The organism is bacterium (genome assembly GCA_016124905.1).
Taxonomy (GTDB): Bacteria; Pseudomonadota; Alphaproteobacteria; order Rickettsiales; family RI-342; genus RI-342.
This window is the reverse complement of sequence record WGMV01000002.1, coordinates 1-12594: the sequence shown is the minus strand read 5'-3', so window position 1 is coordinate 12594 and position 12594 is coordinate 1. Positions and strand designations below refer to the sequence as shown.

The following is a 12594-nucleotide window of genomic DNA, read 5'->3' as shown; positions in this document are numbered from 1 at the left end:
AAGCTGGCGACGTAGTCTCTTCCGGTCATTCAGTGGAGAGAAACATGAAGCTCTATTATTCCGAAGCCTCCCCTTTTGCGCGGCGTGTGCGCGTGCTGGCGCATGAAAAGAAGATTCCGCTGGAGCTGGTGCCGACCATGCCGCTGAACAATGATGCGGCGTTCCTTGCCGTGGCGCCGATCGGGCTGATACCTGTGCTGGTGGCGGATGACGGGGTGCGGTATCACGATAGTTACGTGATTTGCGAATATCTGGACATGATCAAGCCGGAGCCGAACATCATTCCCAATACGCCGAAGGAGCGCATCGAGGTGCTGCGGCGGGATTTTATCGCTAACGGTATTTTGCAGGCGGCGGTGAAGCTGACCATCGAAGGGCGGCGCCCGGAAGACAAGCAGTGGGACGGCTGGGCACAACGGCAGCGCGATGCGATTGGGCGGACGCTTGCGTATATTGAAGAGACGCTGGATTATGACAGTAATCCGTTGACGCTGGATATGATCACGCTTGGCTCGGCGCTTTATTATCTGGATTTGCGGCATCCGTCGATTGACTGGCGCAAAGCGAATCCCAAACTGGCGGAATGGTATGCGGCGTTCAGCAAGCGACCTTCCATGCAAGAGACGGAAGTAAAAGCGGCCTAGCCGAAAAAGACGTAGCTGAAATAAATGGCGGCGACGATGGCGGTGAAATCCGCAAACAGGCCGACGCCTGCAGCGTAGCGTACGCGGGTTATGCCGACGGAGCCGAAATAGACGGCCATGACGTAGAAGGTGGTTTCGGTGCTTCCCTGCACCATGCTGGCGACGGTGGCGGGGAAGGAGTCTACGCCATAATGCTGCATGACTTCGAGCATGCTGGCGCGAGCGGCGCTGCCGCTGAAAGGTTTCATGAAGGCGGTGGGGAGGGCGGGGACGAAGCCGGGGTCCAGCCCGATGGCGGTGGCGGCGCGCGCGACGAGATTCTCCAGTGCCGTGAGCAGGCCGCAGGCGCGAAGGGCGGCGATGGCGCCGATCATGGCCACGAGATAGGGAAGGATTTTGATGGCGGTGTGGAAGCCTTCCTTCGCGCCTTCGATGAAGGCTTCGTAGACGGGCACCTGGTTCAGCATGCCGTGTATAAGGATGCCCGCGATGGCCAGCATCAGGATGCCGTTGCTGATGGCGGACATGGTGGCGGAGCGTTCGGCCTCCGGCACGGCAAATGCGCACAGCCACAACAGCATGCCGAGCGCGACGATGCCAACGCCGTAGGCGATGATGACGGGGTCCAGCAGTTTGATGCGCTGGATATGGGCGGTGACGATGACGGCGGGGATGGTGCCCGCGATGGAGGTGAGCAGCAGGGGAAGGAATACGGCAGCGGGGTCGGCAGAGCCCATCTGCTGACGGTACATCATCACCGTGACGGGCAGCAGCACGACGGAGGCGGTGTTGATGACCAGGAACATGATCTGCGCGTTGCTGGCGGTGTTGTCACTTTTGTTGAGCGTCTGCAGATCGATCATCGCCTTGAGGCCGAAGGGCGTGGCGGCATTGTCCAGGCCCAGCATGTTGGCGGCCATGGTGGCGGACATGCTGCCGAGCGAGGGGTGGCCATGCGGCACTTCGGGCATGAGGCGGCGCAAAAGCGGACTGATGAGGCGCGAAAAAACCTGGATGAGGCCGCTTTGCTCGGCGATGGCGAAAAAGCCCATCCACAGGCACATGATGCCCGCCAGGCCGAGGGCGACATCCATGGAGAATTTGGCGCTTTCAAACAGTGCCTTGCCCATGGTGGGCCAGATGTCCGGATGGCCAAGGAGGGTCTGCATACATGCCGCGAACAGCGACAGCAGAATCATGCCTGCCCAGAGCTGGTTCAGCACAGGAACTGCCCCGGCATGTCGCAGGGGTTGATCCATTCCATCTGCACGGCGAGGAAATAGACCAGGAACACTGTGGTCACGAGCTTAATCAGCTGCATGATTAAATGGCCCATGGAACCTCCTTAAAAGCGCAGGAATTTAGCGCTCTGCACGCCGGGCAGATCCTGCACGGCTTTCAGCTGCTTGTCATCAATTTTATGATCCAGCTCGATCAGCGCGGTGGCCATGCCCTTGTGTTCGGCCTTGTTGGAGCGGCCGAGGTGGAAGTGGGCGATGTTGATCTCCGCATTGCCGAGGAACTGGCCGAGCTTGCCGATGAAGCCGGGTTTATCCTCGTTGCTGATGTAGAGCATGTAGGGGCCGACGGCGGCTTCCAGCTTCACGCCGTGCACTTCCACAATGCGGGGATGGTCGTTGAACAGGGTGCCGACGATGCTGCGCTTGCGCTTGTCGGTTTCGACCGTGATGCGGATGAGCGTCTGGTAATCCGATTTGCCATCATGGGCGGATTCGCTGACGCGGATGCCGCGCTCACGCGCGATGATGGGCGCGCTGACGGGGTTGACGCTGTTAATGAGCGGCGTGAGGAAGCCGCAGAGCGCCGCGGCCGTCAGCGGCTTGGTGTTGAGCGTGGCGGCGTGTCCTTCGTAATCGATGGAGACGGATTTGATGCCGGTTTCGGTGATCTGGCCTGCGAAGCTGCCAAGATATTGCGCCAATTCGAGGTAGGGTTTCAGCTTGGCGGCATCTTCGGCGGAGACGGAGGGCATATTGAGCGCGTTTGTAACCGTGCCGTTATTGAGGTAGTCGGCCATTTGCTCGGCCACCTGGAAGGCGACGTTCTCCTGCGCTTCAGTGGTGGAGGCGCCGAGGTGAGGCGTGCAGACAACCTGCTCCATGCCGAAAAGCACGTTGGTTTTGGCGGGTTCTTCCTCAAACACATCCAACGCGGCACCGGCCACCTGGCCGGACTCGATGGCGGCTTTGAGGTCTTTCTCATTAATGAGACCACCGCGGGCGCAATTGACGATGCGCACGCCCTTTTTGGTTTTGGCGAGCGTATCTTTGTTCAGGATGTTGCGGGTGGAATCGTTCAGCGGGGTATGAAGCGTGATGAAATCCGACTCTTTTAACAGTTCGGGCAGCTCGACCTTGCGGAGATTCATTTCCTTGGCTTTGTCGTCGGAGAGGAAGGGATCATAGGCGATGACCTTCATTTTCAGCCCGGCGGCGCGGTTGGCGACGATGGAGCCGATATTGCCGCAGCCGATGAGGCCGAGCGTTTTGCCCGCCATTTCCACGCCCATGAAGCTGTTCTTCTCCCATTTGCCGGCATGGGTGGAGGCGCTGGCGGCGGGGATGTTGCGGGCGAGCGACATCATGAGGGAGATGGTGTGCTCGGCGGTGGTGATGGAATTGCCGAAGGGCGTGTTCATCACGATGATGCCTTTGGCGGTGGCTGCTGGGACGTCCACATTGTCCACCCCGATGCCCGCGCGGCCGATGACTTTCAGCTTTTTGGCTTTATCCAATACATCCGGCGTTACTTTGGTGGCGGAGCGGATGGCGAGGCCTTCGTAATTGCCGATGATGGCTTTCAGTTCATCGGGCGTGAGGCCGGGTTTGTTGTCCACCTCGATGCCGGCCTTCTGGAAAATTTCCACAGCTGCCGGGCTGAGTTTATCGGAGATGAGGACTTTGGGGGCGGATTTGGTCATGGTGTTACGCTGCTTTCACGGTTTGCATGGATTCGTTGAATGCCCAGTCGAGCCAGGGGAAGAGGGCTTCCAGGTCGGATTTCTCGACTGTGGCGCCCGCCCAGATGCGCAGGCCCGGAGGGGCGTCGCGGTAGGCGCCGATGTCGTAGGCCACCCCTTCCTTATCCAGCAGGCTGGTGATTTTTTTGGCGACTTCGGCCTGAGCCTCGGCCGAAAGGGCGAGGTAGGCGGGGTCGATCACTTTCAGGCACACGGAGGTATTGGAGCGGATCTCGGCGCGCTCGGCAAGAAAGTCCGCCCATTTGCTGTTCAGCACCCAGCCTTCGATGGCTTTGAGGTTGTCGTTGGAGCGGCGCTGGAGCGCCTCGGCTCCGCCGATTTTCTTGGTCCAGTGCAGGGCATCGAGCAGGTCTTCCACGCACATCATGGAAGGGGTGTTGATGGTTTCGCCCTGGAAGATGCCATCGATCAGTTTGCCCTTCGACGTCATGCGAAAGATCTTGGGCATGGGCCAGGACGGGCTGTAGCTTTCCAGCCGCGCCACGGCGCGCGGGCTTAAGATGATGACACCGTGCGCGCCTTCGCCGCCGAGGACTTTCTGCCAGGAATAGGTGACGACATCGAGCTTGTGCCAGGGCATGTCCATGGCGAACACGGCGGAGGTGGCATCGCATAAGGTGAGGCCTTCGCGGCTGTCCTTGATCCAGTCGCCGTTCGGCACTTTCACACCCGAGGTGGTGCCGTTCCAGGTGAAGACAATGTCGCGGGCGCTGTCTGCCTGCGACAGATCGGGTATCTGGCCGTAATCGGCGTTGAAATAACGGACGTCGGAGAGTTTCAGCTGGCTTTTTATGTCGCTCGCCCAGCCTTGGCCGAAGCTTTCCCACGAAAACACATCCACCCCGCGCGGGCCGAGGAGGGACCACATGGCCATTTCGAATGCGCCGGTGTCAGAGGCGGGGACGATGCCGAGTTTGTAATCCGCGGGGAGGCCGAGCAGCTCATGGCTGAGGTCGATGGCTTCTTTCAGTTTGGTTTTGCCGACCTTGGCGCGGTGGGAGCGGCCGAGCGCGGCATCCTTCAGCGCATCCAACGTCCAGCCGGGGCGTTTGGCACAGGGGCCGGAGGAGAAATTGGGAATGTTCGGACGCGTGGTCGGCTTCATTTCAGGTTCCTCAATGACGGTATCTGGTGGTTATAGCCAATTGCTCCCCATAGGGCTAGAGTGTGCGGCGATTTTTTGGAGAGTTTTTCATGCAGCCCGTCATCTTGTGGTATCGCAATGACTTACGCGTGGCCGACCATGGTTTGCTTCATGCGCTGGCCGAGAGCGGACGGCCCGTGATACCGGTTTATGTGCTGGATGATGAAGCCGGTGGGCGCGCCATGGGCGCGGCATCGTGCTGGTGGCTGCATCATTCGCTGGTATCGCTGGCGGCATCGCTGGAAGCGCTTGGCAGCAGGCTGATCCTTAAGCGCGGCGACGCTGCGGAGGTACTTGCGGCGCTGGCGGTGGAAAGCCAGGCGGCGGAGCTTCATTTCGGCCGGGCATACGACCTGTATCAGCGCAAACAGGAGCAGGCGGTGCAACAGGCGATGGATGCGCTGCAGGTGAAGCTGCGCACGGAAAACACCACGCTGCTGCTGGAGCCGTGGCAGGTGAAAAATCAGAGCGGCGGGCCTTATAAGGTATTCACGCCCTATTGGAACAAAGGGTGTCTGCCGCAGCTGGAAAAGGTGGAGGCTTTGCCCGCGCCCAAATGGTTGGCGACACCCGAAAGCTGGCCCCAAAGCGATGAGCTGCTTGGTTGGCCATTGCTGCCAACCAAGCCGGATTGGGCAGGCGGGTTTCGGGAAAGCTGGAAAGCCGGAGAGGCCGCCGCCCGGGAAAGGCTCGCCGCTTTTTTAAGTGGGGCCGCGAAAGATTATAAGGATGAGCGGAATTTTCCGGCGGTGGAGGCGACTTCCCGGTTATCGCCTTATCTGCGTTTTGGCGAGATCAGCCCCCGTCAGGTTTATGCCGCCACGCGGGTGGCGCAGGCGAAGCAGCCCGGCTGGAGCAAGGGATATGAGCATTTTCTGAGTGAACTCGGCTGGCGGGAATTTTCCTATAACCTGCTGTATCATTTCCCTGCTTTTCCGGAGGAGAATTTCCGGCAGGAATTTGATGATTTTCCCTGGGTGGAAGATGACGGCGCGCTGACGCGCTGGCAAAAGGGAAAAACGGGTTACCCCATTGTGGATGCGGGTATGCGCCAGCTCTGGCATACGGGCTGGATGCATAACCGCGTGCGTATGATTGTGGCGAGTTTCCTTATCAAGGACCTTCTTATCCACTGGAAAGAGGGGGAGGCATGGTTCTGGGATACGCTGGTGGATGCGGATATTGCCAATAACAGCGCCAGCTGGCAGTGGGTGGCCGGGTGCGGGGCGGATGCCGCGCCGTATTTTCGTATTTTCAACCCCGTGGGGCAGGGCGAAAAATTCGACCCGGATGGGGATTATATCCGCCAATGGGTGCCGGAGCTGGCCAGACTGCCGAAAGAGGCCATTCACGCGCCCTGGCTGGCCGGCCCCGCATTGCTGAAGCAGGCCAATGTTGAGCTTGGGAAGGATTATCCCTACCCGATGGTGGACCATGCCAAAGCGCGGAATGCGGCGCTGGAGGCATTCAAGAAGCTGCCGAAACGGCAGGATGCCGCCTGATTACCTGTGGTTGTGAAAAATGCTGGCTAAATGGAAGCGGCGCGCTTATAAGAAAATTCTTAAAATTTCATTAAGTGCCATGATTCTGTCATCTCAGTGGGTTATCCGCTGCTGGTAATGACATGAAAGGTCAAGAAATGCGCGCGAAAAGCCTGATGGATGTGCTGGTATGCTATGTGGTGATGGCCATTATCGCCATTGGCCTGATTTATGGCGTCTCGTATCTCTTTTTTGACCTGACCAACCGCATTTACAGCGAGCATTGCGTGGACAAGATTTTTTACTGGTCGCTCGGGTTCGGCGGCCTGCTCGGGCTGTATTTCACCTTCCTGGCCGGACAGAGCCGGGATGAGGAGTTTATCGGCGTTTATTAGATTTTGCCGGTTTGCAGGTAATAAAAAACCCCGGAATCGCAGGATTCCGGGGTTTTTCTTTCCGCTTTCGCGTGGGCGGTTAGCCTTGGCGAGCCTTGAAGCGCGGGTTCTTTTTGTTGATCACATACAGACGGCCCTTGCGACGAATAACGCGGCAGTCTTTATCGCGCAATTTGGCGGATTTCAGCGAGCTACGGACTTTCATAACACTTACCTATAGAAATTTGAGGTGCGATATATGCGGGAAAGCAGCCGGAAGGTCAAGTGTAATTTGGATGGTGACGGGCGGTTTTCTTCGTTTTAACCAATCTCAGCTATATTCCCACTAACAAAAGTTAGTGGGAATAGCCTTTTGCCTGACCTTCGCTACGCGAAGGGCTGCGCCCGCATTAGCGGGCGGGGCCTCAATGGCCCAACTCGCTGCGCTCGTAAAACGAGATCGAAAGGACAAGAATGGCGCATTATCTGGTAACCGGCGGGGCGGGATTCGTGGGCGGGCATCTGTGTGATGTGCTGCTGGCAGCGGGCCATGCTGTGCGCGTGGTGGATGATTTGAGCACCGGCAGGGCGGAAAATCTGGCCGCCGATGTGGAATTGCTGAAAGGTGATGTGCGCGATGCCGCTTTGATGGCGCGTGCGCTCAGGGATGTGGACGGAGTGTTCCATCTGGCCGCTATTGCGGCGGTGGGGCAATGCAACCAGCAGCTTTTTGACAGCCATACGGTGAACCTTGGCGCGTGGGTGCAATTGCTGGAGCTGGTGAAGGCAAACCCCGTGCCGTTGATCGTGATGTCATCGGCCGCCGTGTATGGCGAGCAGCGCGTGATGCCGATCGTGGAGACGGCGGTGACGGAGCCGATCAACCCCTACGGCGCGGATAAGCTGGGGTGTGAGCTGCATGGGCGCGCTGCGGCAGAGGTGCACGGGCTGGATGTTCGTGCATTCCGGGCGTTCAATATCTATGGGCCGAGGCAGCAGCCGGGCAGCGCCTATTCTGGCGTGATTTCCATTTTCATGGATGCAATCGGGCGCGAGCAGCCCATCACGTTCTTCGGCGATGGTGAGCAGACGCGGGATTTTGTGTATGTGGGCGATGTGGTGAAGGTGCTGATGGCGGCTATACAGCAGGGCTGGGAGGGGTTTGAGCGTTACAATATCTGCACCGGCGCGGTGACGACGGTAAACCAGCTTGCAGGGCATCTGGAGCGGATCATCGGGCATGAGGTGGAGCACCGGCAGGTGGATGCGCGGGCGGGAGATATTCGTCATTCGCAGGGTAGCCCGGCGGCCTTGAAGGCGGTGCTGGGACTTGCGCCGGAAACACCCGTTGCCGAGGGGCTTCAGCGCACCTGGGAATGGTACCGCAACGGCCGGTAGGCTATTTTGCTTTTTTGCGCATGATGATGTCCGGGTTGGCGGGGTTTTCAACCGGGGCTTCCGCTTTGGCATCGCCGGGCAGGTTGGCTTCGATGGCTTTGACGAGTTTTTCATCTTCCGGTTTGGTGGCGGATGAGAACCAGTCGATCAGCGTGCCTTCGGGCGAAATCAGGTATTTGTGGAAATTCCATTTGGGGGTGCCGAGCACGCCCGCCTGTTTGGCGGCCCATTGATAGAAGGGATGCGCGCCCTTGCCGACCACATCTTCCTTTTGTGTCAGGGGGAAGGTGACGTGGAAGCTGCCCTCGGCGAATTGCTTGATGTCCTCGTTGCTGCCCGGTTCCTGCGAGCCAAAATTGTTGGCGGGCACGCCGATGATGACCAGGCCTTTGGATTTGTATTTCTGATAGAGTTTTTCCAGGCCTTCATATTGCGGGGTGAAGCCGCATTTGGAGGCGGTGTTGACCACCAGCAGCAGCTTGCCGCGATAGTCGCTGAGGGGCATGGGTTTGCCGTCGATGCTGGTGAATTTCGCCTCATGCGCGTTCAGAAGGCCGGAGGTGTCTTCCGCCAGGGCATTCTGTATGCCGGCGAAAATTCCGATGATGGCAAACAGGATGAGGAGCATGTGGTGGCTCCCTATCGTTGGAGCAACTTACCTATCACATCGGCGAGAAAAGCAATATCGCTTTCCGGCATGGTAAAGGGTGGCATGAGGTAGATGATGTGGCCGAAGGGGCGGAGCCAGGCGCCCATTTCGGCGGCGCGAATGCGCATATCCCATGCATCCACGGCGCAGGCATCCAGCTCCACCACGCCGATGGCGCCTTTGACGCGGACGTCTTTTACATTTTCCACATTGCGAAGCGGCGAGAGGAGTTGCCAGAGATGCTGCTCAATGGTTTGCACCTGCTGGATGCGTGGTTCGGACTCGAACAATTCGAGCGAGGCAAGCGCGGCGGCGCAGGCGATGGGGTTGGCCATGTAGGTGGGGCCTTGCATGAGGGCGCGACCGGGGAGTTCGCTGAGGAAGCCGTCGAAGACTTTATCGGTGGCCAAGGTGGCGGCGAGGGTGAGCATGCCGCCGGTGAGGGCTTTGCCGACGCACATGATGTCCGGCGTGATGCCCGCTTCGTTACAGGCGAACATGCTGCCGGTGCGGCCAAAGCCGGTGGCGATTTCGTCGGCGATCAGGAGCAATTCGTGCTTTTGGGTGATGCGGTGGATCTCCGCCAGTGTGTCGGCGCTGTGGAAAATCATGCCGCCCGCGCCCTGCACCAGCGGCTCGATGATGATGGCGGCGGCGCTGGGGGCGATGTGGGAGAGCAGGTCATCGAATTCGGAAAAGCCGTATTCGTCCGACGGGATGTCGATATGGAACTGCATGGGCACGTAGCCGCTGAAGGTGGTGTGCATGCCGTCATCGGGGTCGCAGACGGACATGCAGCCCATGGTGTCGCCATGATAGCCGTGGCGGAAGGCGATGATCTTTTTCTTGTTCACTTTGCCTTTGTTCACCCAGTATTGCACGGCCATTTTCATGGCGGTTTCCACCGCGACGGAGCCGGAATCGGCGAAAAAAACGCGGTTGAGGCCCTCGGGGGCGATGGCGGTGAGTTTTTCTGCCAGCAGGGCGGCGGGTTCATGCATCAGGCCACCGAACATCACGTGCGGCAGGGCGGCGGCCTGTTTCTGCACGGCTTCCACCAGCTTGGGGTGGGCATGGCCGTGGCAGGCGGTCCACCAGTTGGCGATGCCATCTACCAGTTCGCGACCATCGGCCAGATGGATGCGGCAGTCTTTCGCGCCAACCACGGGTAATGGCGCAGGTGCCAGCTTGTGCTGATTGTATGGCAGCCAGAGATGGCGCGCGCCGGTAGCTGCCCAGGAGGGCTGGGCGGAGGCGTTACGCCGCTGCGCAGACGGGTTTGTTTTCATGCCGAGCCTCCATCGGCACCATGCCGAGGCGTGTGAACAGGGCCTGGTCCTTTTCCGTATCCGGGTTGCCGGTGGTGAGCAGCTTTTCGCCATAGAAAATGGAGTTGGCGCCTGCGGCAAAGCAAAGGGCCTGAAGCTCATCGCTCATGGCTTCACGCCCGGCGGAAAGGCGGACCATCGAAGCGGGCATCATGATGCGGGCAACCGCGATGGTGCGGACGAAATCGAACGGATCGGGCGTGGTGCGGCCATGCAGCGGGGTGCCTTCCACCTGTACCAGCCAATTAATCGGCACGGATTCCGGATGGGTGGGCAGGTTGGCCAGCGTCACCATCATGGCGGCGCGGTCCTCCACCGCCTCTCCCATGCCGACGATGCCGCCGCAGCAGACGCTCATGCCCGCATCGCGCACATTTTCCAGTGTATCCAGCCGGTCCTGATAGGTGCGGGTGGTAATGACCTTGTCGTAGAACTGCTCGGAGGTATCGAGATTGTGATTGTAATAATCCAGCCCGGCATCCTTCAGGGTGTGCGCCTGTTGCTTGTCGATCATGCCGAGCGTCATACAGGTTTCCAAGCCGAGGGCTTTGACGCCTTCGACCATTGCCACCATTTTGGGCATGTCGCGCTCTTTGGGGCTTCGCCAGGCGGCGCCCATGCAGAAGCGGGTGGCGCCGTTGGTTTTGGCGATGCGGGCTTTTTCCAGCACGTCATCGACATCCATCAGTTTTTCGGCTTTCAGGCCGGTGTTGTATTTGGCGCTTTGGGGGCAATAGGAGCAATCCTCGGCGCAGCCGCCGGTTTTGATGGAAAGCAGGGTGCTGACCTGAACCTCGTTGCTGGCAAAGAACTGGCGGTGGGCGGTCTGGGCTTGGTAAAGCAGGTCATTGAATGGCAAGGAAAACAGCGCCATGGCTTGCTCTACGCTCCAATCATGGCGGATGGGGGAGCTTAGGCGTTGTGAAATCGTCTGGTTTTGGTTATTCAAGGTGCCCATCGTCAGGATGCCTCTTGTTGGACGGATTGACCGTATAGCAGAGTTTCCTTCAAGCAAACAGTGAAATTGGGCGTGAATTTGGCCGAAGCGAAAACTGTATCAGGTCCGGCCGTATCTGCACCGGAAGCATTGACCATTGAGAAATGGGCAGCGCAGCAGCTTGACCAGTTGGTGAGCAAGCACCAGATGCGCCATATCCATGAAACGGTGCCGCTGGAAGGGGTGCTGGTGCACCATCAGGGGCGGGAGCTCATCAATTTCAGCAGTAACGACTATCTCGGCCTTAGTCGCCATCCGGATGTGGTGAATGCGGCGGTGGAGGCGCTTTATGCCTATGGCACGGGGGCGGGGGCTTCGCGTCTGGTGACGGGCAACCACCCAATTTACAGCGAACTGGAGCAGCAGCTTGCGCGGCTGCGCGGTACGGAAGGGGCGCTGGTGTTCGCCAGCGGGTATCATGCCAATATTGGCGTGATTCCGGCCTTAATGGGGCGGAATGACCTGATCCTGCTCGATAAGCTGGTGCATGCCTGCATTCTGGACGGGGCGCGGCTTTCGGGCGCGACCATCATGCGCTTCAACCATAATGACATGGCGCATGTGAAGCAGATTCTGGAGAAAACGCGCAGCCACCATACGCGCTGCCTGGTGGTGACGGATGCGGTGTTCAGCATGGATGGCGATGTGGCGCCGGTGGAGGAACTCTCCGCCCTGTGCCGCGCCAACGATGCCTGGCTGATGACGGATGATGCGCATGGGCTCGGGCTGTGCGCGGATGACCTGGACAGCAAGGCGCATCTGGTGGATATCCAGATGGGCACGCTTTCCAAGGCAGCCGGGAGCTTTGGCGGTTATGTGTGTGCCAAGCGGGATGTGATTACCCTGATTGCCAATACGGCGCGGAGCTTCATGTTTTCCACCGCCTTGCCGCCCGCGGTAGTGGCGGCGAGCGTGAAGGCGCTGGATATCATTGAATTTGACAGGGATTGGCGCTTGCGGCCGCTGGACATGGCGCGGCATTTCAGCAACCGGCTCGGGCTGCCGACGGCGCAAAGCCCGATTGTGCCGATTGTGGTCGGCAAAAGCGACGTGGCCATGTATGCGGCGCGGACCTTGATGCAGCAGGGATTTTTAGTGACGCCCATCCGCCCGCCGACGGTGCCGGACGGCAGCGCGCGGCTGCGTGTGACCTTCTCCGCGCTGCATAAGATGGATCAGGTGGATCTGCTGGCGCTTACCATTCACTCGCAACCGTGGTTCCGGGAATGCGTGCTCTCTGCCTGACGGGATGGATGCAGCCTTACCGCGCGCTGGTGAGGTTTGCGGAAGCGCTTGGCTATGAGGCCGAGGTGCTGCCTTATGGCGATGTGGCGGATATGGCGGCGCTTAGGAAAGATGCGCATGAGGTGGATCTGGCTATCGGCTGGTCGCTTGGGGGCGGGTTGCTGTGTCACGGGCTGGCGGATGGGTGGATCAAGGCATCGCGGGCATTGTTGATCGCCACGCCTTTTTCATTGTCGGACACGCGAGGGTATCGGGAATTTCTGGCGCTTTACCGGCAGAACCCTGGCTTGGCGGCGGATTGGCTGAGCCAGCGCATCGGCGTGACGGACAGGC

At 59.4% G+C, this 12594-nt stretch carries 13 protein-coding genes; 6 read left to right on the top strand and 7 right to left on the bottom strand.

Annotated elements, in window-relative coordinates:
* Positions 1-44 precede the first annotated feature (44 nt).
* Positions 45-644 carry a glutathione S-transferase gene (locus GC177_00110; GenBank protein ID MBI1274361.1) on the top strand — a complete coding sequence of 200 codons (600 nt, stop codon included), beginning with the start codon at positions 45-47 and terminating at the stop codon, positions 642-644.
* Here GC177_00110 and GC177_00105 read toward each other — a convergent pair.
* The 3 genes from GC177_00105 to GC177_00095 all read right to left on the bottom strand — a co-directional run bounded on the left by GC177_00105 (position 641) and on the right by GC177_00095 (position 4750).
* Positions 641-1867: a hypothetical protein gene (locus GC177_00105; GenBank protein ID MBI1274360.1), complete on the bottom strand. Its 1227-nt coding sequence runs from the start codon at positions 1865-1867 to the stop codon at positions 641-643. The genes GC177_00110 and GC177_00105 overlap by 4 nt on opposite strands.
* Positions 1868-1989: 122 nt before the next feature.
* The gene (locus GC177_00100; GenBank protein MBI1274359.1) at positions 1990-3585 is read right to left on the bottom strand and encodes a phosphoglycerate dehydrogenase; all 1596 of its coding nucleotides are present in this window, start codon (positions 3583-3585) and stop codon (positions 1990-1992) included.
* Between the two features lie 4 nt (positions 3586-3589).
* Positions 3590-4750, bottom strand: coding sequence for a phosphoserine transaminase (locus tag GC177_00095; GenBank protein ID MBI1274358.1), 1161 nt, complete (start codon positions 4748-4750; stop codon positions 3590-3592).
* A gap of 89 nt (positions 4751-4839) precedes the next feature.
* On the opposite strand from GC177_00095, the gene GC177_00090 reads away from it, so the two are divergent.
* Together GC177_00090 and GC177_00085 are read left to right on the top strand one after the other, a co-directional pair.
* On the top strand, positions 4840-6291 hold the full coding sequence (locus GC177_00090; protein ID MBI1274357.1) for a deoxyribodipyrimidine photo-lyase: 1452 nt from the start codon (positions 4840-4842) through the stop codon (positions 6289-6291).
* 122 nt (positions 6292-6413) lie between these two features.
* Positions 6414-6665: a hypothetical protein gene (locus GC177_00085; GenBank protein MBI1274356.1), complete on the top strand. Its 252-nt coding sequence runs from the start codon at positions 6414-6416 to the stop codon at positions 6663-6665.
* A gap of 79 nt (positions 6666-6744) precedes the next feature.
* Here GC177_00085 and GC177_00080 read toward each other — a convergent pair whose 3' ends face one another.
* Entirely contained in the window at positions 6745-6870 is a 126-nt protein-coding gene (locus tag GC177_00080) for a 50S ribosomal protein L36 (GenBank protein ID MBI1274355.1), read from the bottom strand.
* Positions 6871-7118: 248 nt separating this feature from the next.
* Between GC177_00080 and GC177_00075 the strand changes: the two genes are divergently transcribed.
* Positions 7119-8042 carry an NAD-dependent epimerase/dehydratase family protein gene (locus tag GC177_00075; protein ID MBI1274354.1) on the top strand — a complete coding sequence of 308 codons (924 nt, stop codon included), beginning with the start codon at positions 7119-7121 and terminating at the stop codon, positions 8040-8042.
* A gap of 1 nt (position 8043) precedes the next feature.
* Here the strand turns inward: GC177_00075 and GC177_00070 are convergent, their stop codons facing one another.
* Genes GC177_00070 through bioB form a run of 3 tightly spaced genes read right to left on the bottom strand, consistent with a single transcriptional unit; the run spans position 8044 to position 10977 of the window.
* Positions 8044-8670, bottom strand: coding sequence for a redoxin domain-containing protein (locus GC177_00070; GenBank protein ID MBI1274353.1), 627 nt, complete (start codon positions 8668-8670; stop codon positions 8044-8046).
* Between the two features lie 11 nt (positions 8671-8681).
* Positions 8682-9980, bottom strand: coding sequence for an adenosylmethionine--8-amino-7-oxononanoate transaminase (locus GC177_00065; GenBank protein MBI1274352.1), 1299 nt, complete (start codon positions 9978-9980; stop codon positions 8682-8684).
* Positions 9949-10977 (bottom strand): biotin synthase BioB, encoded by a 1029-nt coding sequence (gene bioB / locus GC177_00060; protein MBI1274351.1) that lies wholly within the window; start codon positions 10975-10977, stop codon positions 9949-9951. Before bioB ends, GC177_00065 begins: the two co-directional genes overlap by 32 nt.
* Positions 10978-11163: 186 nt before the next feature.
* Between bioB and GC177_00055 the strand changes: the two genes are divergently transcribed.
* On the top strand, positions 11164-12261 hold the full coding sequence (locus GC177_00055) for an aminotransferase class I/II-fold pyridoxal phosphate-dependent enzyme (protein MBI1274350.1): 1098 nt from the start codon (positions 11164-11166) through the stop codon (positions 12259-12261).
* Positions 12243-12594, top strand: a 352-nt coding sequence (locus GC177_00050; protein ID MBI1274349.1) for a hypothetical protein, incomplete at its 3' end; no start/stop codon positions are given. The genes GC177_00055 and GC177_00050, both read left to right, overlap by 19 nt.

Bases quoted from the DNA above. Each gene is read 5' to 3' on its own strand.
- GC177_00110 (MBI1274361.1), top strand. From the start codon at position 45: ATGAAGCTCTATTATTCCGAAGCCTCCCCTTTTGCGCGGCGTGTGCGC.
- GC177_00100 (MBI1274359.1), bottom strand. From the start codon at position 3,585: ATGACCAAATCCGCCCCCAAAGTCCTCATCTCCGATAAACTCAGCCCG.
- GC177_00095 (MBI1274358.1), bottom strand. From the start codon at position 4,750: ATGAAGCCGACCACGCGTCCGAACATTCCCAATTTCTCCTCCGGCCCC.
- GC177_00090 (MBI1274357.1), top strand. From the start codon at position 4,840: ATGCAGCCCGTCATCTTGTGGTATCGCAATGACTTACGCGTGGCCGAC.
- GC177_00085 (MBI1274356.1), top strand. From the start codon at position 6,414: ATGAAAGGTCAAGAAATGCGCGCGAAAAGCCTGATGGATGTGCTGGTA.
- GC177_00080 (MBI1274355.1), bottom strand. From the start codon at position 6,870: ATGAAAGTCCGTAGCTCGCTGAAATCCGCCAAATTGCGCGATAAAGAC.
- GC177_00075 (MBI1274354.1), top strand. From the start codon at position 7,119: ATGGCGCATTATCTGGTAACCGGCGGGGCGGGATTCGTGGGCGGGCAT.
- GC177_00070 (MBI1274353.1), bottom strand. From the start codon at position 8,670: ATGCTCCTCATCCTGTTTGCCATCATCGGAATTTTCGCCGGCATACAG.
- GC177_00065 (MBI1274352.1), bottom strand. From the start codon at position 9,980: ATGAAAACAAACCCGTCTGCGCAGCGGCGTAACGCCTCCGCCCAGCCC.
- bioB (MBI1274351.1), bottom strand. From the start codon at position 10,977: ATGGGCACCTTGAATAACCAAAACCAGACGATTTCACAACGCCTAAGC.
- GC177_00055 (MBI1274350.1), top strand. From the start codon at position 11,164: ATGCGCCATATCCATGAAACGGTGCCGCTGGAAGGGGTGCTGGTGCAC.